This window comes from Rhodococcus sp. OK611 (genome assembly GCF_003050885.1).
GTDB lineage: Bacteria > Actinomycetota > Actinomycetes > Mycobacteriales > Mycobacteriaceae > Rhodococcus_G > Rhodococcus_G oryzae.
Genome location: NZ_QAOZ01000016.1, coordinates 85,374 through 108,332, shown reverse-complemented (window position 1 = coordinate 108,332; position 22,959 = coordinate 85,374). Strand labels below are relative to the sequence as shown.

Below are 22,959 nucleotides of genomic sequence, written 5' to 3'. Positions count from 1 at the left end.
ACCAGGAAAGAGTACTGGGTCGGGGGCCAACCGGACGAAAGGTCTGGCCGCCGCCGTCACCCGACAGCGACACCGGCCGCCTCGATCAGCGCCGGACCACCCTGGCGGTCACGGTCTCGGCGAATTCCGCCGTCGACGCCAGCCCGCCGAGGTCGGCGGTCGCGACCCCGGCCTGGAGGGTGTTCGCCACCGCCGTCTGGATCCGCTCCGCCGCCCGACCGAGCGCGGGGTCACCGCCGCGGGTGCTCAACCAGTCGAAGAGCATCGCGGTCGAGAGGATCATCGCGGTCGGATTGGCGCGATTGCGGCCCGCGATGTCGGGGGCGGCCCCGTGTGCCGCCTGCGCCATCGCCTTGGTCTCGGACGCGTTGAGCGACGGCGCGGTGCCGAGCGAACCGGACAGCTCCCCTGCCAGATCCGAGAGGATGTCACCGAACATGTTCTCGGTGACCACCACATCGAAGTCCTCGCCCCGCCGCACCAGGTGTGCCGCCATCGCGTCGACGTGTTCGTTTCGCACCTCGACGCCCGGGTAGTGCGTCCCGATCTCGTGACACACATCGCGAAAGAGTCCGGTGGTCAGCGCGAGCACATTCGCCTTGTGCACCACCGTGACCCGGCCGCGGCGCCTGGAGGCGAGCTCGAAGGCGGCGCGGGCGATCCGTTCGGTGGCCCGCCTGGTGACCACCCCGACCGCCATCGCCACATCGGGTGTTGGCATGAACTCGCCACTGCCGGTGAACATGTTGCGGTCCGCGTAGAAGCCCTCGGTGTTCTCGCGGACGATCACCAGGTCCATCTCGGGCGACACCGCGCGCACCCCGGCAAAGGCACGTGCGGGCCTGACGTTGGCAAACAGGTCGAATCGCTTGCGGATGGTTCCGCCGGGGGTCAACTGACCTCGGAAGGGATCCGGATAGGAGGCGCTGTCGTGCGGGCCGAGCACCCAGCCGTCGAGGTCGGCGAGCGCAACCAGGGTCGACTCCGGCATCGGCGTCCCGTGCTCGCCGATTGCCTCGAGGCCGACATCCAGGGGTACCCAGGTCACCGGCGTGCCGCCCACGGCCGCGACGGCGGCGTCCGCGATCCGCCGAGCCGCGGGCACGATCTCGTGGCCGATCCCGTCTCCCACCAGCAGGCCCAAGCGGGTCGGCTCCGATGTCGCCTGCCGGGCCGGCTCCGATGTCGCTTGCCGGGTCGGCTCCGATGTCGTTGCGCTCGTCGGGTTCACCCGACAATCATTGCTCACCATGGTGCAGTCCGTGGAGTTGTTGCTCGACGACCGCCTCGACGCCTCGGTGCGCCGGGAGTGGCGCCAGGTCTCCGGAACCGGGATCCGCGGTCAGGACGCGGTCCGGCAGGTCTCGAACCGCCCGCACATCACGCTCGCGGTGGCCCAGCACATCGACCCCGAGACCGACCTCGAGCTGCAGCGGGGACTGCTCGCCCCCGCCCTCCAGATCACCCTCGGCGGCCTGGTCGTGTTCGGCGGTCATCGAAAGACGCTGGCACACCTGGTCGTCCCGACCGCCGGTCTGCTGTCGCTGCAGCGGACCGTCTTCCGCCTGATGCACCACAGCGAGGGGATCCCCGCGCACACCCATCCCGGGGACTGGACGCCGCACGTCACGCTGGCCAGACGGGTGCTCCCCGAGCAGATCGGGTCCGCGATCTGCGCCGTCTCGGCCACCCACCTGACCGGACACGCGGTCTCGATCAGGCGGTGGGACGGCGAGGCCAAGCGGGAATGGCTGATCGCCTGAGGCGAGTTTCTCCCCACCCTCGCCGCAGGCGAGTTCTCCCACACCGACGCGCCCCGCGCGGGAAGAATCGGACACGCGGCCGCGTTGAACCCGGTCGATACGCATTGACGAGAGGATCCAGATGCCCACGCAGACCCTGACCCAGCAGAATTTCGACGAAGTCATCGGCGGGAACGATGTCGTCCTCGTCGACTTCTGGGCGTCGTGGTGCGGACCGTGCCGCAACTTCGCCCCGACCTTCGAGGCCTCCGCCGAGCAGCATCCCGACGTGGTGCACGCGAAGGTGGACACCGAGGCCGAGCAGGGACTCGCGGCCGCGGCCAGCATCCGGTCGATCCCGACGATCATGGCCTTCCGTGAGGGCATCCTGGTCTTCTCGCAGCCCGGCGCACTCCCGCCCGCGGCGCTCGAGGATCTGGTGACCCAGGTCCAGGCCCTGGACATGGACAAGGTCCGCGAGCAGGTCGCGGCCGCTCAGGAGTGAGCACCCGCGGGCCCGTCTGAATTCACGGCTGACCGCCGCCTCGTAGACGTGCGGCACCTCGACGAGGATCGCGGCCAGGCGCGCCGCGGCCTCCTCGACGTCGGCATCGGAGAGCGCCGCCGGGTTCGCATTCTCGGGGGCCCGCCATCCCCGAGTCGGTCTCGGCACCACTCCACTGCCGCAGCTCGACGCAGGGCCGTATCTGTCGTACGGGTTACAGTGCTGGCGTTCGGCATCATGTCCCCGCTGGGTCTGGCGTACTTCGTCCGCGCTGAACTCCGCGAGCGCCGCAAGGCCAAGGCGACCGCGGACGCGCCGGCGGCATCGGAACCGGGCGCCGTCGTCCCACCCACCGTGCGACGAACCTCGCAAGTTGGTGGCACCCTCGAACCATGCCCGAACCCAACCCGCCGACGGTCTTGCTCGTCGAGGACGACGTCCGCCTCGCCGACCTCCTCTGCGACCTGCTCGCCGAGGAGGGTTACGTCGTCGAGGTCGCGACCGACGGGCAGCGCGGCCTGCACCTGGGGCTGACGCGGCGGTACGACCTGATCGTTCTCGACCGCGGACTGCCCGTACTCGACGGCGTGGAGGTGCTGCGCGGGCTGCGCCGACACGCCGTCGCCACGCCCACCCTTGTGCTGACCGCGCGCGGCACCCTCGAGGACCGGGTAGAAGGCCTCGATGCCGGCGCGGAGGACTATCTGATCAAACCCTTCGAGGTGCCCGAACTGCTGGCCCGTCTGCGGGCGCTTCGCAGGCGCCCCCGAGACCGCGCGGAACTGCTCCCGGTGGGCGAGCGCCGACTCGACCTGGCGAGTCGGATGGTGATCGGTGGCGACACCGCAGTCGAACTGTCCGTCAGCGAGTGTGCGCTGCTCACCGTCCTCGCTGCGGCACCGAGCCAGGTCTTCACCCGGGCGCAACTTCTCGACGCGGCGTTCGACGGCGCCGACGAGCCGGGCACCGTCGACACGTACGTGCACTACTTGCGACGCAAACTCGGGCGCGACGTCGTGCAGACCGTTCGCGGTGTCGGATACCGGCTCGGTGCCCGATGAGGCGGCGGCCGACCGTCGCGACCCGTCCGGCCGCCGTCATCGGCGACGAGCAGTTGCTGCGCCGCGCCGGACGTCTCGTGGCACTGCAGGCCGCGGCGGCTCTCGCACTGGTGCTGCTGGTGGTGGGCCTCGCAATGTATCTCGTCGACGCCCGCTTCCAGTCGCGGCAGATCGACACGCAGCTGCGGTCCGTGGTCGAGGCCACCGAGGACGTCGACGATCCCCCACCCGGCACTGCACTCGCATTGCGTGGACCCGACGGTATGACACAGGTGAGCGCCGACGCACCACCCCAGATCGCGGGTCTACTCGACGGACCCGCCGGCTTCTCCGACCTGCGTGCGGGTGAGCGGCATTACCGCGCACTGGTCGGCGACAACACCCACGGCCGGGTCGCCGCCGCCCTCGACCTCGAGCCGTTCGAAGCGGGGCGGCATCGGTTGCTCGCGGCCCTTGTCCTCGCCGAGATCACAGGTATTGCCGCTTCCTCGGTCGTGGTGGTCCTCCTGTCCCGCAGATCGATTCGGCCATTGACCCTGGCGCTGTCGCTGCAGCGACGCTTCGTCGCCGATGCGTCGCATGAGCTGCGTGCCCCGCTCACGGTGCTGCACACCCGCGCGCAGCTGCTCGCCCGCCGCGTCGGACAGCTCGAGCCCGAGGAGGTATCCCGCCAGCTCGACGGAATCGTCGCCGACACCCGCGCGCTCGGTGAGCTGGTGGAGGACCTGCTGCTCTCGGCGGCCCTCGAGACCGGACCCGACACCCGGGAGCCTGTCGACGTCGCCGCGCTGTGCGAGCAGGTCCGCGACAGCGTCGAGGCGCACGCGCGGTCGCTGGGAGTCGACGTCGACGTCGACGTCGAGCACGGCGACGCGCCCTGCATCGTGAGCGGGTCTCGTCCGGCCCTGCGGCGCGCGGTGCACGGACTTGTCGACAACGCCGTCACCCACGTGCGCCCCGGCGGACGGGTCACGCTCCATGTCGACGGCGACACCGACCTGGTGCGAATTGCGGTGACCGACACGGGTACCGGCATCGAACCGCGGCAGCTGGACCGGCTGTTCACCCGCTTCGCACACGGCCCCGAGCAGCCTGCCGGCGGCCGGCGGTACGGTATCGGGCTCGCGCTCGTCCGTGAGATCGCGACTGCCCACGACGGCGAGATACTCGTCGATCCACGGAACGGTCGCGGGGCCACCTTCACGCTCGTCCTGCCGAGGCACCCCTAGGACACTCCCAGAAGGCTCCAAGAATTCGCGCCTACCGTGGCAGCCGGTACATCGGACACACCCGGCGGAGGCGAGTGATCATGGGGCCCACAACGTTCAACGGTCTACCCATCCACCCATTGCTCGTGCACTTCGTGGCGGTCCTGGTGCCGATCTCGGCACTACTCCTGTTGCTGGCCGTCTGCTGGCCCGCGGCGCGACGGCGGATCGGCATCGTCTCCCCGCTGGTCGCCCTGGTCACGCTCATTCTCGTACCCCTCACGACGCACGCCGGTGAATGGCTCGAGCATCGCACCCCGCGCGATCCCCTCGTGCAGATCCACGCCGAGTTGGGGGACCAGTTGATCTACTGGTCGGCCGGCGTTTTCCTCGTCGCACTCGGATGGTGGGCGATCCACCACCCGCGATTCCAGGCGTGGCGGGCCGGACGCGGCGGGCCGACGGGCGGCAATGCGACACGCATCGTCGCCACCGGACTTGCCGTCGTCGCGGTGGCGCTGGCGGTCGGATCGATGGTGCAGGTCTACCGGATCGGAGAGAGCGGTGCGGCAGCAGTCTGGGGCGACTCGACCGCCGCCGATTCCCCGGTCGCGCAGTGACGCCGGACCACTTCGGGCAGCCGTGCACAGATGGTGACGCGGTGCCGTCGGCAACACGATTCGCGCCGTGAACTCGAACAGGAGTCCTCGAATGCTGTCGAGCAGGCCGGAACCCATGCCGTAAAGCCGCACACCGCTGGGTTGTCGTCACCATTCCTGACGCCGAACTCGACGAACTGGCGTCCCTGTGCGAAGGCGAATGGTCTGTCCCCCGCCACCGCGCGCACCGTCGCCGAAGAGTTGACCGCGCACGAGTCGTTCGCGGCGCACGCGGACCTCGTGACCCAGGTCCAGGCGCTGGACATGGACAAGGTCCGCGAGCAGGTCGCGGCCGCTCAGGAGTGAGCGCCCGCGGGCCGCGTCAGAGCGGTAGCGCCGTCTCCGCCAGACCGGCGGGGGCACCCCGGCGCCGGAACCACTCCTGACCGAACGCGGCCCGCAGCTGCTCCTCCGGCATCTGCAGGAACGGCCCGAAGTCGCCGACCTGCGTGGCGTGCGCGTGCATCGCGGCCCGCTTGGCACCCATCGCCGCGGTCACGTCGACCACGGTGGTGATGTCCTCCTCCGACAGACCGAAGGTGTCGAGGTTAGGGGGCTGGGCGTCCTCCGACCACTCCGGATTGGCCGCCATCAGCCTGCGGATGTGATCACGGCTGACCGCCGCCTCGTAGACGTGCGGCACGCCCGCGATCTCCGCCGCGCGCACGCCCACATGGTGCACCTGCACATGGTCCGGGTGCCCGTAGCCGCCGTTGGGGTCGTACACGGTGACCACGTCCGCGGACTCCTCGACGAGGATCGCGGCCAGGCGCGCCGCGGCCTCCTCGACATCGGCGTTGCAGAACGCCGCCGGGTTCGCGTTCTCTGGTGTGCCCGCCATCCCCGAGTCCGCGTAGTGCAGCAGCTCCACTCGATGCGCTCCGAGCACGCTGGTGGACTCCTCCAGCTCCCGGCGCCTGCGATCGGCGAGCGACTCCCCCTCCGCGAGCAGACCCTCCGGGACCTCGCCGAGGGCGCCGTCGGTCGCGGTGACGACGACGACGCGATGGCCGGCGTCGGCGGCCTGACGCATGACACCGCCGGTGATGAACACCTCGTCGTCGGGGTGGGCGTGGAAGCAGACCAGAACGCTCATGCCGCAATGCTTCCACAGCATCACCCCACGACCCCGAGTGACCCGAGTAACTTGCCGACCATGGACCGGCCATGGGACACAGCGGAATCGGGAGTGCTGCGGCTTCCGTCGACACGGCTCGTGCGGGGACGCGCGCTGAGAAAGCCACTGCCGGACGGCGCTCGTCCCGAGTTCGGCCTCTACCTGCTCGGCAGTCCCCCGCCCGCCCACGAATGGGAATCGCGCTGGGTCCGGTGGCCGGATTTCCGGCTTCCGAGCGATCGGACAGACGCCCGAGACGCCCTGCGCGAAGCGTGGGAGCGCGCCCGCACGCAGCGGGTGGAGGTCGCGTGCGGCGGCGGCAGGGGCCGCACCGGCACCGCGCTGGCCTGCATCGCCGTGCTCGACGGGGTCCCCGCCGATGACGCGGTCGCCTTCGTGCGTGAACATTTCGATTCCCATGCGGTGGAGACGCCCTGGCAGCGGCGCTACGTCTCCCGCTTCGCCGCCGCGTGACCGGTCGACCAACAGGGTGGCGACCCGGTCACGGGTTGTTGAACCTGACCTCCGGGTAGGCCGGGCTCGGTCCGTCGAGGATCGGCTGCGGGACGCCCCGCAGGTGCTGGTCAAAGAAGGCGCCGACATACACACGGGTGAGGTCGACCGATCGACCCCCCGGCAGTGCGGCCCCGATCGGCGAGGCGGCCCCGACCGGCATCCCCAACCGCTCGGCGAGGGCGGGGATGTCGGTGAACGAGGCGTGGCCCGCGCCGGCCACGGTCAACCATCGCTTCCACCCAACGAGGCGGCTCCACGCCGCGTCCCACGACACGTCCCGGCCGCCGGGGCGGTGGACCTCGTCGTCGGTGCCCATCATCAGGAACGGCCGGTCCTTCACCCCGTCCGGCTGCATCGAGATATGGAAGGAGCCGTCCATGTTGACGCCAGCGCGAACGCGATCGTCCGACGCCATCGTCTCCGCTGTGCTGGCGCCGCCGATCGAGTGGCCTGCCATGCCGATGCGCTCCCTGTCGATCAGGCGCGAATGCGGCCAGGCCGAATCGGGTGCGGTGAGCCGGTCCAGGAGAAACGACACGTCCGCGGCCCTTGTCGCGGTGACGACGCCGAGGGTCCCCTCATCCTCGGTCCGTCCGCAGGCGAGGCAGGTGGACATCCGCCCGCCTGGGAACTCGGTCCCGAACGACTCGTTCGCATGGTCGACGGCGGCCACGACGTAGCCACGGGCGGCCAGCTCCTCGGCCAGGGCGGTGAGCGTGTAGCGGGAGGCGGTGAAGCCCGGCGACAACACCACCATCGGGTACGAGCCCTCCACCGGCACAGCGTCGACGACGCTGTGGGTGCCGGTGGCGCTGAGTACCTCGGCGGGCACCAGGCCCGCCAACTCCTGCCCCTCGAGCAGCAGCCTGATCTCCTCGGTCGTGGCGTACCGAGCCCGCGCGCCTGCCCCGGGGTGGGCCGGGTAGTACATGCTGACCATCAGCTCGCGCCGGTCCGATGTGACCCAGGGGTCGGGGCGGGACTCGTCGACCAGGTGCAGGGTGTTGCGCCCGACCGCGAACGCACCTGTGGGAGAGGGCAGTTGGAAGACCGTGCCGATGGCCGACGAACCCGCGTCGGCCGCCGCGACCGGGGACGCAGCGCCGACGGCGGCCGTGGTGAGCGGAAGCGCGAGCGCGAGGACCACGGCGGGAACGATTCGGGAGGAGATTTTGATCACCCGCCCCACGCTAGGGACGGGGCGACCGTGAGGCATCGCCCCACGGTCGCCCATTCCCGACGGCCGAATCCAACCACGGGCTGATGCGCCCCCGCCGTCGCCCGACTAGTGCGCTGCCGCGTCCCAGCTGCGACCGGTGCCCACCGAGACCTCCAGTGGGACAGAGAGTTCGATGGCGCCCGCCATCTTCTCCCGGACCAGCGCCTCGACCTGCTCGCGCTCGGACTCGACCACCTCGAGCACCAGTTCGTCGTGGACCTGCAGCAGCATCCGTGAGCGCAGCCCCGACTCGGCGAGAGCCTTCTGCACGTCGATCATCGCGACCTTGATGATGTCGGCGGCGGTGCCCTGGATCGGAGCGTTGAGCGCGGCCCGCTCCGCCACCTCGCGACGCTGACGGTTGTCGCTGTTCAGGTCCGGCAGGTAGCGGCGCCTCCCGAACAGGGTGGAGGTGTAGCCGTCCTTGCGGGCCTGCTCGACGACCTCGCGCAGGTAGTCGCGGACCCCGCCGAACCGGGCGAAGTAGGCGTCCATCTGCCCCTTCGCCTCCTCCGTGGAGATCTTCAGCTGCGATGCGAGGCCGAACGCGCTCAGGCCGTACGCCAGCCCGTAGGACATCGCCTTCACCCGGCGACGCAGCTCGGGCGTGACCTCCTCGATCGGGACCCCGAACGCCCGCGAACCCACGAAGCTGTGCAGGTCCTCGCCGGTGTTGAACGCCTCGATCAGGCCCTCGTCCCCGGACAGATGCGCCATGATCCGCATCTCGATCTGGCTGTAGTCGGCGGTCAGCAGGTAGTCGTAGCCCTCCCCGACGACGAAGCCGTCCCGGATCTCGCGGCCGGCGTCGGTGCGCACGGGGATGTTCTGCAGGTTGGGCTCGGTGGACGAGAGCCGGCCGGTGGCGGCCACCGTCTGGTTGAAGGTGGTGTGGATCCGGGCGTCCTCCGCGACGGACTTGAGCAGCCCGTCGACGGTCACCTTGAGCCGGGTGGCGTCGCGGTGCGCGAGCAGGTGCTCGAGGAAGGGGTGCTCGGTCTTCTCGAACAGCGCCTCGAGCGCGGCCGCGTCGGTGGTGTACCCGGTCTTGGTCTTCTTCGTCTTCGGCATGTCGAGGTCCTCGAACAACACCACCTGCAGCTGCTTCGGTGAGCCCAGGTTGATCTGCTTGCCGATCACCTCGTATGCCGCGTTGGCGGCCACGTTGATGGCGTCGGCGAAGCGACTCTGCAGGTCGTGCAGGTGCGCGGTGTCGACGGCGATGCCGGTGTACTCGATGTCTGCGAGCACGCCGAGCAGCGGCAGTTCCATCTCCGTGAGCAGCCCGGCCGACTCGATGTCTGCGAGCTCGGTGTCCAGCGCGGCGGCCAGATCCACCACCGCCCTCGCCCGCAGGATCTCGCTCTCGGCGACGGCCGCGTCGGCCTGGTCTTCCTCGTCGAGCAGCGAGAGCTGTGCCTCGCCCGACTCCTCGACCCGCAGCTCGCGCTTGAGGTACCGCAGCGACAGATCGTCGAGGTTGAAGCTGCGCTGCCCCGGCCGGACCAGGTACGCCGCGAGCGCGGTGTCGCTGGTCAGCCCGCCCAGCACCCAGCCGCGACCACGGAGGGCGTGCATCGCCACCTTGGCCTCGTGCAGCGCCTTCGGCTCGCTCGCGTCGGAAAGCCAAGCGCCGAGAGCCTTCTCGTCCTCGGGGCTCGCGGTGGCGGTGACGATGTACGCGCCCTCGCCGTCCGAGGCCGCGATCGCGATCGCGCTGGCGTCGCCACCGTACGGCTGCTTCGAGCCGACCACCGACAGCCCGTGCCGCTGCCCGGTGCGGGCGTGCTCGGCCAGCCAGTCCGCCACCTCGCCCGGCGCCAGCGCGCCGCCGCGCACCTCGAAGCCCTCCTCTGCCTCGGGTTCGGCGGAGGAGAGGGTGTCGAACAACCGGTCCCGCAGCACCCGGAACTCGAGATCGTCGAACAGCATGTGGATCCGATCCCGATCCCACGGCGCCAGCACCAGCTGGTCCGGGGTGTAGGGCAGCGGCACGTCGCGGACCATCTCGGTGAGGCGGCGGTTGAGGATCACGCTGTTCAGGTTCTCGCGCAGCGAGTCGCCGACCTTGCCCTTGACCTTGTCCACGTGCAGCACCAGCTCGTCGAACGAGCCGTACTCGCGGATCCACTTCGCCGCGGTCTTCTCGCCGACGCCGGGGATGCCGGGCAGGTTGTCGCTCGGATCGCCGCGCAGGGCGGCGTAGTCCGGGTACTGGCTCGGGGTCAGGCCGTACTTGGCCTCGACCTCCTCGGGCGTGAACCGGGTGAGCTCGGAGACGCCCTTCTTCGGGTAGAGAACGGTGACGTCCGGCGTGACCAGCTGCAGGGCGTCCCGGTCGCCGGTGCACACCAGCACCCGGTAACCCAGCTCGGTGGCCTGGGTGGTGAGGGTGGCGATGATGTCGTCGGCCTCGAAACCGGCCTCGGCCATCACCGGGATGCCCAGCGCGCCGAGCACGTCCTTGGTGATCTCCACCTGTCCCTTGAACTCGTCCGGGGTCTTGCTGCGGTTCGCCTTGTATTCCGGGAAGGCCTCCGCGCGGAAGGTCTGCCGGGAGACGTCGAACGCGGCAGCCACGTGCGTCGGCTGCTCGTCGCGCAGCAGGTTGATCAGCATCGAGGTGAACCCGTACACCGCGTTGGTGGTCTGTCCGCTGTGCGTCTTGAAGTTCTCGGCGGGCAGCGCGAAGAACGCCCGATAGGCCAGGGAATGGCCGTCGAGCAGCAACAACGTCGGCTTGTCGGCGGTTGCGGCGCCGTCGGGACGGGCGGAGGACCGTTGATCGGTTGCTGGGCTCACCGCACTGAGTCTAGGGACGTGGACCGACACCCGAGAACCACCCCGACCACCGCTACCCCACCCCGAGGTAGGCGCGCTTGATCGCCGGATCGGCGAGCAGCTCCTTGCCGGTCCCGGTCTTGGTCACCGCGCCGGTCTCCAGGATGTAGGCCCGATCGGTCCGGGTGAGCGCCTGCTGCGCGTTCTGCTCGACCAGCAGGATGGTGGTGCCCTGCGCGTTGATCTCCGCGATGATCCGGAAGATCTGCTGGATCACCATGGGCGCCAATCCCATCGACGGCTCGTCCAGCATCAGCAGGCGCGGCCGCGACATGAGCGAGCGGCCGATGGCCAGCATCTGCTGCTCGCCGCCGGACATGGTCCCGCCGACCTGGGTGCGGCGCTCCTGCAGCCGGGGAAACAGCTCGAACACCCACTCCAGGCGCTCGGTATACGCGGCCTTCGTCTCGAATTTGCGTGCATAACAACCCATGTCGAGGTTCTCCTGCACGGTCATCCCGGGAAACACGCCGCGCCCCTCTGGCGCCTGCACCATCCCCATCTTCACCCGCTCGTGCGCCTTCACATGGGTGATGTCCCGGCCGTCGAACACGATGCGGCCGTGGGTGAGCGGCAGCAGCCCGGACAATGCCCGCATGGTGGTGGACTTACCAGCCCCGTTCGCGCCGAGCAGGGTCACCAACTCGCCGCGGTCGACATGCAGCGAGACCCCGTGCAGCGCCTGGATGCGCCCGTAGCTCACCGCGACGTCGGTCACCTCCAGCAGCGGCCCCTCGGCGGTCGCGACCGAACCGGCCTGGCCGGCCTCGTCGGTCTTCCTATGCGATGGCATCGTCGGGCACCCCCAGGTAGGCAGCGATCACGGCCGGGTTCTCGCGGATCGCGGCGGGCAGGTCGTCGGCGATCTTCTTGCCGAACTCGAGGACCACGATGCGATCGGTCACACCCATCACCAGGCGCATGTCGTGCTCGATCAGCAGCACCGTGAAGCCGTCGTCCCTGATCTTGCGGATCAGGTCCATCAGGGCGGACTTCTCGCTCGGGTTGAAACCGGCGGCGGGCTCGTCGAGGCACAACAGCTTGGGCTCGGTGGCAAGCGCCCTGGCGATCTCCAGTCGCCGCTGGTCGCCGTACGAGAGGTTCTTCGCCTTTTCGACCGCGCGGGGCGCGATGCCGACGAACTCCAGCAGCGCCATCCCGCGGGCAACGGCGTCGCGTTCCTCGCGGCGATGACGGCGGGTCCGGAAGATCGCGCCTGGGACCGAGGTCCGGTGCCGGGCATCGGTGCCGACCACCACGTTCTCCAGCGCGGTCATCTCGCCGAAGAGCCGGATGTTCTGGAAGGTTCGGGCGATGCCGAGCCGCGTGATCTCGTTGCGCTTCGTCTTGGCCAGCGGCTCACCGTCGAACATCACCCGCCCGGCCGACGGCTTGTATACCCCGGTGATGGCGTTGAAACAGGTGGTCTTGCCCGCGCCGTTGGGCCCGATCAGGCCGAGGATCTCGCCGCGCCGGATCTCGAAGGACACGTCGTCGAGCGCGACGAGCCCGCCGAAACGCACGGTCAGGCCCTCGGTCTTCAGCAGCGCCTGACCCTCGGCGGTCTCGATCTCCCGCTGCGGGGCCACCGCCTCGGCGACCGCCTCGGGGTCGACGAGCGCCGGGTCGATGGCCGCGACGTCCACCACACCCGCGGTCGGCACATCCACCTCGGGCGCGAGGTTCGCAGCCATGTCCTCGTTGTCGAACATCGCGTCGCCCGCTCCAGGTCCCGCCGTCATCCGCCGACCTCCGTCGTTGCTCCGCTCGGCGCCGGACCAGTGCCCGGCGCGTCGCTGGGTCTACGTACAGCCTGGTAGATCTGCCTGCCGTAGGCCAGCAGTTTCTGCCGCGCCGGGAAGAGTCCCTGCGGGCGGAAGATCATCAGCACCACCAGCGCCAGGCCGAAGAACAGGTACTTGTAGTCGCCGAGCGACTGCCCGCCGATCTCGATCGACATCGCCCGGTTGGGCAGGTACACGATGATGAACGCGCCGACGATGACGCCGAGCTTGTTGCCCTGACCGCCGATGACCACCGCACACAGGAAGAGCATCGAGTTGATGACGTTGAACCCTGTCGGGTTGATGAACTGCACCTGCCCGGCGTAGAGCGCGCCGGACAGGCCGCCGATCGAGGCGCCGATCGTGAACGCCCATAGCTTGAACTTGAAGGTCGGCACGCCCATGATCTCGGCGGCGTCCTCGTCCTCCCGGATCGCGACCCAGGCACGGCCGACCCGGCTGCGCTCGAGGTTGCCGACCAGCAGCAGCGCGATGATCACCATCACCATCCCGACCCAGAACCACCACACACCGGAGTTCAGGTTGCCGCCGGTGTTGCCCGCCGAGAACACCCCGTACGGCTTGTCCTCGGTCTCGCCGAGGTGCGGGTACGCGATCTGGGAGAGCCCCTGACCGCCGTTGGTGACGTCGGTGAGGTTGTCGGCCAGCAGCCGGACGATCTCGCCGAAGCCGAGGGTCACGATGGCCAGGTAGTCGCCCCGAAGCCGCAGCGTCGGGGTGCCGAGTATCAGCCCGGTGAACGCGGTGATGGCCACCGCGATCGGCAGACAGGACAGCCACGCCCAGTCCTCCGAGAAGAATCCGCTCTCGGTCATCTTGTTCCACGGGCTGTTCGGGCTGGTGAGCAGCGCGACGGTGTACGCGCCGACGGCGTAGAAGCCGACGTAGCCGAGGTCGAGGAGGCCGGCCTGGCCGACGACCACGTTGAGGCCGATGGCGATGAGCGCGTACATCGCGAACTGGGCCATCACCCCGCCGAAGTCGGTGCCCGGCGTATCCAGGATCGGCGGCCGCCAGACCGGCAGGATCGCGATCAGGGCGATCACCGGGACCCCGAAGAGCCACTGCATCGGCCGGGCCAGGCCGTTCCACCAGCTCCGGATTGCGTCGCCGACACCGTGTTTGTCGGGCTGGGGACCCCGGAGCAGCTCGGTCGGGTCTGGCTGCGCCGCAGCCGGATTCTCGGTACTCATACCCGCGCCCTTCCCAGGCTCTCACCGAGGATCCCGGTGGGCCTGAACATCAGCACGACGACCAGCAGCACGAACGCGACCACGTCGCGCCACTCGGTGCCGAACAGCACCTGGCCGTAGTTCTCCATGACACCGAGCAGCAGGCCGCCGAGCAGGGCCCCGCGGAGGTTGCCGATTCCGCCGAGCACCGCCGCGGAGAACGCCTTGATCCCGAGGATGAAGCCGCCGTTGAAGATGATCCCGGACGGGATCTTCAGGGTGTACAGCAGCGCCGCGGCGCCCGCCAGGATGCCGCCGAGCAGGAAGGTCAGCATGATCACGCGCTCGCGTGAGATGCCCATCAGCGTCGCGGTGTCGGGGTCCTGGGCCACCGCCCGGATCCCCCGGCCGAACTTGGTCCGGTTGATGATCATGTCGGTGACCAGGGTGAGCAGCAACGCGGCCACGATGATCACGATGGTCACGTTGCTCACCGAGGCACCGAAGATGCTGAACACCTCGACCGGCTGGACCAGTTTGATGGGCTGCTGCGCATTGGTGCCGCCGAGCCCCGGCCAGATCTCGGGGAGCACGTAGTGCACGAATTCCTGCAGCACGAACGACATTCCGATCGCGGTGATGAGGAAGGTCAGTGGTTTCGCCCCGCGCTTGCGCAGCGGCCGATAGGCGACGCGTTCGAGCCCCACCGCGGCGCCACCCGAGACGGCCATTCCGAACAGCATGGCCAGACCGAGGAACACGACCGTCATGACGACGCCCTCGTTGTACGCGTTACCGCTCGGCGTGAAGCCGAGCAGCTCCAGCGCCACGTACTGACCGAACATGCCGAGCATGAAGACCTCGGAGTGCGCGAAGTTGATCAGCCGCAGCACGCCGTAGACCAGCGTGTAACCGATCGCCACCAGTGCGTAGATGGCGCCGTAGCTCAGTCCGTCGATGGTCAGTTGCCAGAAGCTCGTCGTGAGCCCCTCGATGTTGAAGTCGATATTGCCCGCGTAGAGGGTTGCCGAGGCGGCGAGGGAAGTCGCGATCATCGAAGTCACTTTCAAGGTCGGGAGGCGCTACCGCGCCCCGACGACGCAGCCGGGGCCTGCACTGGAGCAGGCACCCGGCTGCGAGATCCGTTCTGTCAGTTGACCTTGTAAATCTGGATCAGGGCGTTGGACAGCTCACCCTTGTCGTTCCACTGGTACTTCTTGCCGACGCCCTGCCCGTCATAGTTCTTGACGTACTCCAGCATTCCGGCGCGGTCCTTCACCCCGGAGTCGATGGCCTTGAGCATGATCGTGGTCAGGTCGTAGCCCTCGACCGAGTAGACGCCAGGCGCCTGGCCGTTGAGTGCCTCGTACTGATCTGCCAGCGCGGCAGGCGCCGGGACGCAGGGGCAGGTGAGGACCGCGCCGTTCGCGGATTCGCCTGCCTGCTTGACGAACTCGGGATCGTTGGTGCCGTCACCGGAGCTGAAGGTCGCGGTCACCCCGCCCTCGCGGAGCTGGGTCACGAACGGCGCCGCCTCGGCGTAGTAGCCCGAGTACCAGATCGCGTCGGGCGACTCGCCCTTGATTTGGGACACGGTCGCCGAGAAGTCCTTCTGACCGGTCTTGACGCTGGCCGAACAGGCGGGATCCGCTGCGGCGCCGAGGGTCTCGGTCACCACCCGGGCCAGGCCGACGCCGTAGTCGGAATCGTCCTGCACAACGCACACCTTCTTCGCGTCGAGCGTGCCGGTGAGGTACTTGGCGACGACCGAACCCTGACTGTTGTCGTTGCCGAGGCCCCGGAAGAAGGTGGTCCAGCCGTTCTCGGTCAGCGTGGGATTGGTGGCCGACGCGGTGAGGAAGGGCAGCCCGCTCTGGTTGAAGATCGGGCCGGTTGCCTTGGTCTCGCCGGAGAAGGCCGGTCCCAGCAAACCGACGATCGATGCGTTGCTCACGATGTTCGGCGCCACCTGGGTCGCCTTCTGCGGGTCACCCTCGGTGTCGAAGGTCTCCATCTCGACCTGGCAGTTCGGGTTGGCCTGGTTGTGCTTGTCGAGGGCGAGCTTGGCCCCGTAGAGGATGTTCTGTCCGAGCGCGGCGTTGGCGCCGGTCAGCGCTCCCGCCATCGCAAGCGAGACCCCCGAACAGGTGGCGTTGCCGCTGCCTGCGGGATCGGCCGCGTCGGTGACGTCGGCGCTCGCGACCTCGTTGCCCGCCGAATCGAGGAGCACCCCCGGCTGAATGCTGAGCGCGCTCGACTCCCCCGTTCCGCTGGTTTCCGACGATCCGCCGTCGGTCGTCTTGCTACTACAGCCCGCGACGGCTAGCGCTGCTGCGACTCCAACGATCAACGCGCCTCTCGCTGTACGACGGTGCACGTCCCACCTCCGAAATCTGTGCGCCCCGGACAATTCCGGAGGGGCCGTCCGCCAGCCCGGACAAAACATAACCGTGCGGCAATGCCCGTGCATCACATTGAAGTAGTTCGCCGCGCCGCCTCAATTGCGACGGGCTAACTATACGAGCGACCAAGAATGGCGTCACAATGAAGAACCCGCAGGTGACAGCGATACTTGCGGGACCGGGGTTATTTCGTCACCCAATGCCGAAAGGCCGCATCTTCGTCGCGAAACACTTCGTTAGCGCAATGGTTACATTGCGTGTCGCGGACTATTTCGAGTCGAGCGTCTCGATCACGATCTTGGCGACGGCCTTCATCGAGGTCCGCCCGTCCATTGCCGCCCGCTGGATCCAGTTGAACGCCTCGGGCTCGGTCAGCGACTGCGACCTCATCAACGCACCCTTGGCGCGCTCGATGAGCTTGCGCGACTCCAGCCGATCGGCCAGCGTCGCGACCTCCCGCTCGAGCGCGGAGATCTCGGCGAACCGGCTCGCGGCCAACTCCACGGCAGGCACCAGATCCGCCTTCGAGAACGGCTTGACCAGATAGGCCATGGCGCCTGCATCGCGGGCCCGCTCGACGAGCTCGCGCTGACTGAAGGCGGTCAGGATCACCACCGGCGCAATGCGCTTGGCCGCGATCTCCGAGGCCGCATCGATCCCGTCGCGCAGCGGCATCTTGACGTCCATGATCACCAGGTCCGGCTTGAGCGTCTCCGCCAGCTCGACCGCGCGCTGGCCGTCGCCCGCCTCGCCGACCACGTTGTAGCCCTCCTCGCGGAGCATCTCCACCAGGTCCATCCGGATGAGGGTCTCGTCCTCGGCGACCACCACTCGGCGGGCGACGGCGCCGTCACCCTGCGCGGCCGGAGCGTTCGTCATCACCAATCCCCCTCGGTCGTCAGCCTCGCCCGAGTCAGGCGCCGCACCGTTGAAGGGTACCGGTGCTTGACGCGTAGACACGATCTTCTACAGTGGACAACCGCCAGCCCTCGTATCCCAATTGGCAGAGGAAACGGATTCAAAACCCGTGCAGTGTGAGTTCGAGTCTCACCGAGGGCACCACGAAGATTCAGGCCGAACCCCCGTTTCGAGCTCCTGACGTCGACCCGCGTCCCACGTCATGGAACTCGTCCCGACGCACTGATGTCCATACCCACGACTGGACACCTGCGCGCATCCGTTCGACGACATGACAACCCTGACTCCGATGCGAAATATCCTGTCCGCCAGTTGTTTTCGCTCGAACCACCGGAATCACAACGCATCAACCCGAGCGCGATCTCGCGTGGGCGGCCATGGCTGCGCGCGGGCGCCCTGCGCACGCCCGTGCACGCACCAACTGACCCCTCGCAATAGGCCAACAGGAAGCGCACGATAAGTGGAGGACTCGGGCTCAGATGAGCGGACCGCGACCGCAACCGTGCTCCCTCGCGTGGCCGAGCCTGCTGCTCTAGGAGGACGTCATGAACACCATCACACTGCGTACGGCGACCGCTGCGGCCCTGATCGCCCCCGCACTCGCACTCGGGGCCGGGCCGGCCGGGGCCACGGCGTCAGAGCCTCCCACCGCTCCCCCTGCCGTCATCGAGACGACACCGGTGGCCCCCGACCTGATCACTCCTGTGGTACTCCTGCCCGGGCAGACGACGTGGCAAGGCGCCCTCGGCACCGTCCTCGCCTGCGCACCCTGGGGACTCATCCCGCTCATCGGGCCCAACGTCGCCTTCCCGATCTGCCTCGCCTGACGGCACCCGCCACGCGCCCCGCGTCCACCCCGCATCAGCGCCGGGTGCGGTCGCCCTCCGCGGCGATGAGACGGAAATCCGCACCGATACGGTTGCACCATGACGAACGCCGGCCTTGCCGACCGCGCCTGCCTCCCGATGAGCGACGGCGACCGCGTCCGCCTGTTGCTCGACATCGTCGAGCTGGCACAGACCCGCGTCGGTCCCGACGAGGTCAACGACCTCGCCGGACCCGCGCTGGCTGCGCACGGGGTCGCGCTCACGCAGGACATGGCACGGGGCTGGAACCTGGCCCTCGAGATCCTGACCCGCACCCTGGAGGCCCGACTTCCGCAGTGACGTCGCCCGCCGGGACGGTTCGGCGCGAACCCCTCGTGCGCGCCGAACCGTCCCGGCGTGCCGTCACCAGCGCGCGGCGGCGGCGAACACCCGGTTCGGGTCGAACCGGTCGCGGATCTCGGACAACCGTCGGCGCTCCTGCGGACCCCAGGCCGCCAGCACCCGGTCGGCTGGGGCACCCTCGGCTCCGCCCGCGAAGTTCATCAAGGCCCCTCCGGTCCCCCACGGCTCCATCGCGGCCAGCACCGAGTCCAACGCACCCGGGACGACGCCCGCGATGGGTGGCGCGAGCACGCCGACCGCGAACAGGCTGAACGCCGCGTCCCGGCCCGCCACCGCGTTCGGGACCTCGGCGCCGCGGGCCAGCGCCCCACCCATCGCCCGGATCTCCGCCAGCACCAACGGCAGGCGTCCAGTTGGCCCGACCGTGGCGAGGAACTCGTCGATCGCCTCGGCCGGCAGCCGGCGCAACAGCATCGACCGCTCCGCTCCCGGCATCGGGTCGGTGGGATCGGCGTGGATCGACCCCACATCCGCGTACATGATCTCGGTGACGGTATCGATGATCGGCTCGGCCAGAGCGCGCAGCGGTGCCAGCAGCTCCTCACCGTCCTCCGTCTCGCTGACGTGCGCATAACGCAGGTGCAGCACGGTGCGGCCGCGCAGGGCCTCGGGCAGGACGGGCAGCGGCGGGAAGTTCACCACCGCGACCGAGGAGCTCACCGACTCGGGAATCCGGTGCACCCAGTCCCGCCAGCCGTGCAGGACCCGCGGCGCGTCGAGGAAGTCGAAGAACATGCCGCCGGCGTACACGGTCTGAATCGGGAAGAGTCGGAACGTGATCTGCGTGACGATCCCGAACGCCGCCCCGCCGCCGCGCAGTGCCCAGAACAGGTCCGGTTCGCTCGTCTCGCTGACGCGGCGCAGCTGGCCGTCGGCGGTCACCGCCTCGATCTCGATGACATGGTCGGCCGCGAAACCGTAGGTCCGGGCCACCGGGCCGATCCCGCCGCCGAGTGTGTAGCCGACGACCCCGACCTCCGTCGCGGACCCACACAGCGCTGCTAGCCCATGTGGCGACGCGGCGTCGAGCACCTGCTGCCACCGCACGCCCGCGCCGACGGTCGCGATCCCGGCGTGCGGGTCAATGACGATCGAGTCGAGGAGCCGGGTGTTGATCAGGATCGACCCGGGCCCGGCGGCCGCGGCGCTGGACGCGACCAGCACCGCCGCGGGACGGTGCGCGGTGGCGGTGTTGAACGACGCGACGGACAGGTCGAAGCCGCCGTCGCCCGGCGCGTGCACCGGCCCGGCCGTTGCGGCGCCAAGGCGCTCGGCCAGTGAGGGCAGGACGGGTGAGGATTCTTCGATGCTGGTGGACACGGGCATCCCTTCGCTCGATCGGAACTGTCCACCTCAGGACAGCCCACCGCTCTTACCGCGCTCTTACGGCCGGCTTGGCGCACGCTCCCCGACCAGGCTGGACAGCAGTGCGTTGATCTGGGCCCGGTCGAGGTCCGCTCCGCGCGCGGAGTGCAGTGCATAGTCCTGTGCGCTGAGCGCATCGCGCACCGCAGCCGCCTCCCGGGGACCGTCGATCGGGTCCATCCCCTCGGGCAGGAACCCGATCCGGCCGCCCAGTGACTGCACCGCCCCCGCGAGCACGGCGGCCTCCACGGGGTGCCCGGCGCCAGCCAGGACCGCGGCGGTGGTGCATCAACACCAGCCAGGACGTCACGTCACCGTCCACCTCGAGGACCGACTGCATGTCCCGAGCGGCCGACATCGCGGCATCCACGTCACCCGCGTCCATCGCCGACTTCATCAGGGCCCACGTCGAGGAGCCGACCGACCACCTGTTGCCGATGCGCTCGGCGATGGCGATCGCCGTCACCAGCTCCCCGCGCGCCTCGAGGGGGCGGCCGTGGTTGCGCAACAACATCCCCAACACCATCCGGGCGTCCGCCTCGGCGAAGCCGGACCCGAGAGTGCGTGCGGTCGCGGCACTGTCGCGGACGAGGTCGAGCCCCGCGTCATGGTCACCGTCCATCGACAGGAAGTAGCCGCACCATGCGCTCAATCGGGCCGCCTCCGCGCGGTCACCGGCCGCCGCCCACGCGGCGGCGGACTCCCGCGCGGCGTCGGACGCGGCCGGCCTGTTCCCGGTGAGATAGGTCAACGATGCGACGCCTGCCGTCGCGCGCGCGAACTGTCGCCGTTCGGGGGCGAGGTGGTCCGCCACGACCGCGTCGAGCGCCGCATGCAGGAAGCCGAGCCCCTCCCCGATGCGACCCATCCGGTACCAGAACCAGTACAGGCCACCGGCCAGCCCGAGGGCGCAATGCGCCACACCCGCGGCGAGCGCGGACACCAGCGCCGCGCGGTGCTCGGCCTGGTCCGCGGAGAGCTCCCCCATCACCTCCGCCGAATTCGGGCCATAGAGCGCGGACTGGCGGGCGGCGACCCGGGCCAGCACGTGCGTCCGGTGCCTCCCCTCGGTCCACCGACGCTCCGCCGGATCGGACTGCTGCCACGCGAAGTGCTTGATTGTCCGCAGCATCCGATAGCGCCGGGGCGCGGTGCCCGGCAGGACGGTGAGCAGCGATCGGCGCACGAGGGCGGTCAGCGGCTGCACCGAGGCGACCGCAGACGTAGCCCCGGTGACGGCCGCGGGTCGACGAGGGAAGCGTCGACCCGCACCAGTTCCGCCGGGCGCTATGAGTGTCTCGCCGAGTTCTTGCACGTCCGCCAGTAGCTTCAGGGCCATGAGTGTCGAAGCGAACTGGGCCCGAATCATCAGATGGTGCGAGCAGCACGCCCCCACGACTCCAGCTAGGTTGCTTCCACCGGCCGAATTAGAGGCCGTCCGCGCGGCCGAAGCGGCGACGGGCCAGACCTGGCCTGCACAGTTGCATCAGTGGTTCGCGTTGCACGATGGCGGCTACACCGATCACCCGGTCCCGCTGGTCCTTCCCAGCAACGAGCCGCTTTCTGTTGCCGATGCAGTCGAGACCCATGACCGGATGGCTCGGGAGTGGCAGGAGATGACCGATGACCTCGGCGGTACCGAAGCTCTAATGGCAGAACCGGCGGGAAGCGAAACCGAGACCTACCTGCCTGCCTTCATCCCGATCGGCGACACTGGTCGCGGAGACTATCTCGCGGTCGACACCCGCGGCGGAGACCGCAGTGGTTGCGTCGTCGAGTTCTTCAATGAAGGGGGTGCAACCTTCCGGTGGGACTCAATCGAGGCCATGCTCGACTGCACTGCTTCGGCGCTCGAGCAAGGAACGGGCTGCGGTGGGTGGGTCCCCCTTGTTGAGGACGGTGTGCTCCTTTGGGACTTTCCCTGACGGCACGGGGATGACGTCTCCAACTAGGCAGTGAGTTGAACTCCCTGGCCAAGGCGGTGGTCGTCGCGCATGGTTCGCCATAACCGTTTCGCGACCTGCCGTTTCAGGCATCGCATGGCCTCGCGGGAGGTCTTGCCCTCAGCCATCTTCCGTTGGTGGTAGGCGTAGCCGTCGCTGCTCGGTGTTCTGGCTTGGGTGACGGCGACGATGTGGATCGCCGAGTTGAGGGTTCGGTCCCCGTACCGGGAGAGTCGGTGTCGTTGCTTGTCGGCGCTGGCGACCTCGACGGGCGCGGTGCCGCTGTAGTTCGCAAACGCGGCCTCGTTCGCAAAACGGGTGGGATCACCCGTGCGGGCGAGGATTCGGGCCGCGGTGACTATCCCGACACCGGGGATCTTCAGGAGCTTGGTGCCGCTGGCTGCGAGTTCGGTCTTGATTCGGGTGGTGAGGTCCTCGATCTGGAAGCGAGCTCGACGTAAGTCTCCGATGATGTCGAGGGCGACGTTCTTGCGAATCGCATCCGCCTGGGTCTCGGGCAGGAACGACTTGAGCTGGCCGGCGGCGTCCTCGGTATCGAAGTCGCGTTCCATCCCGCCCGGGAACAGCTCCCTGAGCAGGGCATGAAGCTGGTTGACGAGCCTGCCGTTCTGCTTGACCAGGTCGACCCGGCGTTCGTCGAGGATGCGCAGGACATCGGTGTGGCCTTCGGGGGTGACCGGCCGGAAATCGCCCTGACTGAATGCCACGCCACGCAGCGGCCGCGGCGTCGATGCGGTCGTTCTTCCTCCGGCCACCACGCGAGAGCTGTCGTACCCGGGCGGTCGCGGTCGACGGGATGTCGACAACGGCCTCTCCGCGGCTGATCAGCCATTGAGTGAGGTGATGACCGAGTCCAGATGCGTTCTCCACTGCCCAGATCCGGTCCGACCACGCCTTCGACCAGGTGATCAGCTGGGCGTAGTCGTCAAACGACGACCGGATCCGCACGGATCCGAGGTCCCAGTTCGTTGCCGGGTCGACCGCGGTGGCGGTGTGGGTGGACTTGTGCGGGTCGATTCCGATCACGATCACCGTGGCGTGGGCCTTCCGTGCGAATGGACGGGGGTATCCGCTGTCGGCATTCCGACTTCCGGCCGCCCACGTGGGGTGGCGTTCCTGTGTTGAGCCAGGCAGCGAACGGAGACCGTGGAGAGGCAGAACCCTCTTAGAGCCAACCCCCCCGGCCGGACGGGTGGCAGGAAGCCATCGAGCTATCCCCACGGTCTCCTTCGGCAC

21 protein-coding genes, 1 tRNA gene and 3 pseudogenes are annotated in these 22,959 nt (G+C 69.0%); 12 read left to right on the top strand and 13 right to left on the bottom strand.

The genetic code is table 11. From position 1 onward, the window contains the following. Positions 1-85 precede the first annotated feature (85 nt). On the bottom strand, positions 86-1,231 hold the full coding sequence (locus C8K38_RS20365) for an isocitrate/isopropylmalate dehydrogenase family protein (RefSeq protein ID WP_257017653.1): 1,146 nt from the start codon (positions 1,229-1,231) through the stop codon (positions 86-88). A gap of 19 nt (positions 1,232-1,250) precedes the next feature. On the opposite strand from C8K38_RS20365, the gene C8K38_RS20360 reads away from it, so the two are divergent. From C8K38_RS20360 to C8K38_RS26940, 7 genes and pseudogenes are all read left to right on the top strand, one after another. Beyond that, positions 1,251-1,763 (top strand): 2'-5' RNA ligase family protein, encoded by a 513-nt coding sequence (locus C8K38_RS20360; protein WP_097213229.1) that lies wholly within the window; start codon positions 1,251-1,253, stop codon positions 1,761-1,763. A 121-nt stretch (positions 1,764-1,884) separates the two neighbouring features. After that, positions 1,885-2,247, top strand: a complete 363-nt coding sequence (trxA, locus tag C8K38_RS20355) for a thioredoxin (protein ID WP_097213228.1) — start codon at positions 1,885-1,887, stop codon at positions 2,245-2,247. Between the two features lie 157 nt (positions 2,248-2,404). Next, positions 2,405-2,781, top strand: a pseudogene (locus C8K38_RS28140) (SURF1 family protein); the annotation flags it as partial. Further along, on the top strand, positions 2,667-3,308 hold the full coding sequence (locus tag C8K38_RS20345; protein WP_269590211.1) for a response regulator transcription factor: 642 nt from the start codon (positions 2,667-2,669) through the stop codon (positions 3,306-3,308). The pseudogene C8K38_RS28140 and the gene C8K38_RS20345, both read left to right, overlap by 115 nt. Next, entirely contained in the window at positions 3,305-4,537 is a 1,233-nt protein-coding gene (locus C8K38_RS20340) for a sensor histidine kinase (protein WP_097213226.1), read from the top strand. Before C8K38_RS20345 ends, C8K38_RS20340 begins: the two co-directional genes overlap by 4 nt. Before the next feature lie 80 nt (positions 4,538-4,617). Beyond that, positions 4,618-5,136: a DUF2231 domain-containing protein gene (locus tag C8K38_RS20335; RefSeq protein ID WP_097213278.1), complete on the top strand. Its 519-nt coding sequence runs from the start codon at positions 4,618-4,620 to the stop codon at positions 5,134-5,136. Between the two features lie 155 nt (positions 5,137-5,291). Continuing rightward, positions 5,292-5,415 (top strand): annotated as a pseudogene (locus C8K38_RS26940) (VIT1/CCC1 transporter family protein); the annotation flags it as partial. An 82-nt stretch (positions 5,416-5,497) separates the two neighbouring features. On the opposite strand, the gene C8K38_RS20330 reads toward C8K38_RS26940, so the two are convergent. Beyond that, complete coding sequence (locus C8K38_RS20330; RefSeq protein WP_097213224.1) at positions 5,498-6,271, bottom strand: PIG-L family deacetylase; 774 nt, start codon at positions 6,269-6,271, stop codon at positions 5,498-5,500. Between the two features lie 60 nt (positions 6,272-6,331). On the opposite strand from C8K38_RS20330, the gene C8K38_RS20325 reads away from it, so the two are divergent. Continuing rightward, positions 6,332-6,766: a protein-tyrosine phosphatase family protein gene (locus C8K38_RS20325; RefSeq protein ID WP_097213223.1), complete on the top strand. Its 435-nt coding sequence runs from the start codon at positions 6,332-6,334 to the stop codon at positions 6,764-6,766. A gap of 28 nt (positions 6,767-6,794) precedes the next feature. Here the strand turns inward: C8K38_RS20325 and C8K38_RS20320 are convergent, their stop codons facing one another. From C8K38_RS20320 to C8K38_RS20285, 8 genes are all read right to left on the bottom strand, one after another. After that, positions 6,795-7,988 carry an alpha/beta hydrolase family protein gene (locus tag C8K38_RS20320; RefSeq protein ID WP_257017650.1) on the bottom strand — a complete coding sequence of 398 codons (1,194 nt, stop codon included), beginning with the start codon at positions 7,986-7,988 and terminating at the stop codon, positions 6,795-6,797. A 105-nt stretch (positions 7,989-8,093) separates the two neighbouring features. Continuing rightward, a complete protein-coding gene (gene polA, locus C8K38_RS20315) occupies positions 8,094-10,829 on the bottom strand; it encodes a DNA polymerase I (protein WP_097213222.1) in 2,736 nt (911 codons plus the stop codon). 52 nt (positions 10,830-10,881) lie between these two features. Continuing rightward, positions 10,882-11,661, bottom strand: a complete 780-nt coding sequence (locus C8K38_RS20310) for an ABC transporter ATP-binding protein (RefSeq protein ID WP_097213221.1) — start codon at positions 11,659-11,661, stop codon at positions 10,882-10,884. Further along, positions 11,648-12,580, bottom strand: a complete 933-nt coding sequence (locus C8K38_RS20305) for an ABC transporter ATP-binding protein (protein ID WP_425467871.1) — start codon at positions 12,578-12,580, stop codon at positions 11,648-11,650. Before C8K38_RS20305 ends, C8K38_RS20310 begins: the two co-directional genes overlap by 14 nt. A gap of 26 nt (positions 12,581-12,606) precedes the next feature. Continuing rightward, on the bottom strand, positions 12,607-13,743 hold the full coding sequence (locus C8K38_RS20300) for a branched-chain amino acid ABC transporter permease (RefSeq protein ID WP_373560279.1): 1,137 nt from the start codon (positions 13,741-13,743) through the stop codon (positions 12,607-12,609). A gap of 119 nt (positions 13,744-13,862) precedes the next feature. Next, on the bottom strand, positions 13,863-14,900 hold the full coding sequence (locus C8K38_RS20295; RefSeq protein WP_097213220.1) for a branched-chain amino acid ABC transporter permease: 1,038 nt from the start codon (positions 14,898-14,900) through the stop codon (positions 13,863-13,865). A 95-nt stretch (positions 14,901-14,995) separates the two neighbouring features. Further along, the gene (locus C8K38_RS20290; protein WP_245220948.1) at positions 14,996-16,195 is read right to left on the bottom strand and encodes a branched-chain amino acid ABC transporter substrate-binding protein; all 1,200 of its coding nucleotides are present in this window, start codon (positions 16,193-16,195) and stop codon (positions 14,996-14,998) included. A 319-nt stretch (positions 16,196-16,514) separates the two neighbouring features. Then, positions 16,515-17,126: an ANTAR domain-containing response regulator gene (locus tag C8K38_RS20285; RefSeq protein WP_097213218.1), complete on the bottom strand. Its 612-nt coding sequence runs from the start codon at positions 17,124-17,126 to the stop codon at positions 16,515-16,517. Between the two features lie 106 nt (positions 17,127-17,232). On the opposite strand from C8K38_RS20285, the gene C8K38_RS20280 reads away from it, so the two are divergent. The 3 genes from C8K38_RS20280 to C8K38_RS20270 all read left to right on the top strand — a co-directional run bounded on the left by C8K38_RS20280 (position 17,233) and on the right by C8K38_RS20270 (position 18,331). Further along, a tRNA-Leu gene (locus C8K38_RS20280) sits at positions 17,233-17,309 on the top strand. 401 nt (positions 17,310-17,710) lie between these two features. Then, positions 17,711-17,992, top strand: a complete 282-nt coding sequence (locus C8K38_RS20275) for a hypothetical protein (RefSeq protein WP_097213217.1) — start codon at positions 17,711-17,713, stop codon at positions 17,990-17,992. A 99-nt stretch (positions 17,993-18,091) separates the two neighbouring features. Next, positions 18,092-18,331, top strand: a complete 240-nt coding sequence (locus C8K38_RS20270) for a hypothetical protein (protein WP_097213216.1) — start codon at positions 18,092-18,094, stop codon at positions 18,329-18,331. Positions 18,332-18,394: 63 nt separating this feature from the next. Here C8K38_RS20270 and C8K38_RS20265 read toward each other — a convergent pair whose 3' ends face one another. Together C8K38_RS20265 and C8K38_RS20260 are read right to left on the bottom strand one after the other, a co-directional pair. Further along, entirely contained in the window at positions 18,395-19,714 is a 1,320-nt protein-coding gene (locus tag C8K38_RS20265; RefSeq protein WP_257017647.1) for an FAD-binding oxidoreductase, read from the bottom strand. 52 nt (positions 19,715-19,766) lie between these two features. Beyond that, positions 19,767-21,098 carry a hypothetical protein gene (locus tag C8K38_RS20260; protein ID WP_179800653.1) on the bottom strand — a complete coding sequence of 444 codons (1,332 nt, stop codon included), beginning with the start codon at positions 21,096-21,098 and terminating at the stop codon, positions 19,767-19,769. Here C8K38_RS20260 and C8K38_RS20255 point away from each other — a divergent pair. Further along, entirely contained in the window at positions 21,097-21,684 is a 588-nt protein-coding gene (locus C8K38_RS20255) for an SMI1/KNR4 family protein (protein WP_179800652.1), read from the top strand. The genes C8K38_RS20260 and C8K38_RS20255 overlap by 2 nt on opposite strands. A gap of 23 nt (positions 21,685-21,707) precedes the next feature. On the opposite strand, the pseudogene C8K38_RS20250 reads toward C8K38_RS20255, so the two are convergent. Continuing rightward, positions 21,708-22,755: pseudogene (locus tag C8K38_RS20250) on the bottom strand (IS110 family transposase). Positions 22,756-22,959 lie beyond the last annotated feature (204 nt).

What these genes read in the sequence shown, in the direction of transcription:
- C8K38_RS20300 (WP_373560279.1), bottom strand. Translation starts at nt 13,743, where the DNA reads ATGCAGTGGCTCTTCGGGGTCCCGGTGATCGCCCTGATCGCGATCCTG.
- C8K38_RS20330 (WP_097213224.1), bottom strand. Translation starts at nt 6,271, where the DNA reads ATGAGCGTTCTGGTCTGCTTCCACGCCCACCCCGACGACGAGGTGTTC.
- C8K38_RS20305 (WP_425467871.1), bottom strand. Translation starts at nt 12,580, where the DNA reads ATGTTCGACAACGAGGACATGGCTGCGAACCTCGCGCCCGAGGTGGAT.
- C8K38_RS20275 (WP_097213217.1), top strand. Translation starts at nt 17,711, where the DNA reads ATGAACACCATCACACTGCGTACGGCGACCGCTGCGGCCCTGATCGCC.
- C8K38_RS20360 (WP_097213229.1), top strand. Translation starts at nt 1,251, where the DNA reads ATGGTGCAGTCCGTGGAGTTGTTGCTCGACGACCGCCTCGACGCCTCG.
- C8K38_RS20295 (WP_097213220.1), bottom strand. Translation starts at nt 14,900, where the DNA reads ATGATCGCGACTTCCCTCGCCGCCTCGGCAACCCTCTACGCGGGCAAT.
- C8K38_RS20335 (WP_097213278.1), top strand. Translation starts at nt 4,618, where the DNA reads ATGGGGCCCACAACGTTCAACGGTCTACCCATCCACCCATTGCTCGTG.
- C8K38_RS20260 (WP_179800653.1), bottom strand. Translation starts at nt 21,098, where the DNA reads ATGGCCCTGAAGCTACTGGCGGACGTGCAAGAACTCGGCGAGACACTC.
- C8K38_RS20310 (WP_097213221.1), bottom strand. Translation starts at nt 11,661, where the DNA reads ATGCCATCGCATAGGAAGACCGACGAGGCCGGCCAGGCCGGTTCGGTC.
- C8K38_RS20270 (WP_097213216.1), top strand. Translation starts at nt 18,092, where the DNA reads ATGACGAACGCCGGCCTTGCCGACCGCGCCTGCCTCCCGATGAGCGAC.
- C8K38_RS20325 (WP_097213223.1), top strand. Translation starts at nt 6,332, where the DNA reads ATGGACCGGCCATGGGACACAGCGGAATCGGGAGTGCTGCGGCTTCCG.
- trxA (WP_097213228.1), top strand. Translation starts at nt 1,885, where the DNA reads ATGCCCACGCAGACCCTGACCCAGCAGAATTTCGACGAAGTCATCGGC.
- C8K38_RS20285 (WP_097213218.1), bottom strand. Translation starts at nt 17,126, where the DNA reads ATGACGAACGCTCCGGCCGCGCAGGGTGACGGCGCCGTCGCCCGCCGA.
- C8K38_RS20340 (WP_097213226.1), top strand. Translation starts at nt 3,305, where the DNA reads ATGAGGCGGCGGCCGACCGTCGCGACCCGTCCGGCCGCCGTCATCGGC.
- C8K38_RS20255 (WP_179800652.1), top strand. Translation starts at nt 21,097, where the DNA reads ATGAGTGTCGAAGCGAACTGGGCCCGAATCATCAGATGGTGCGAGCAG.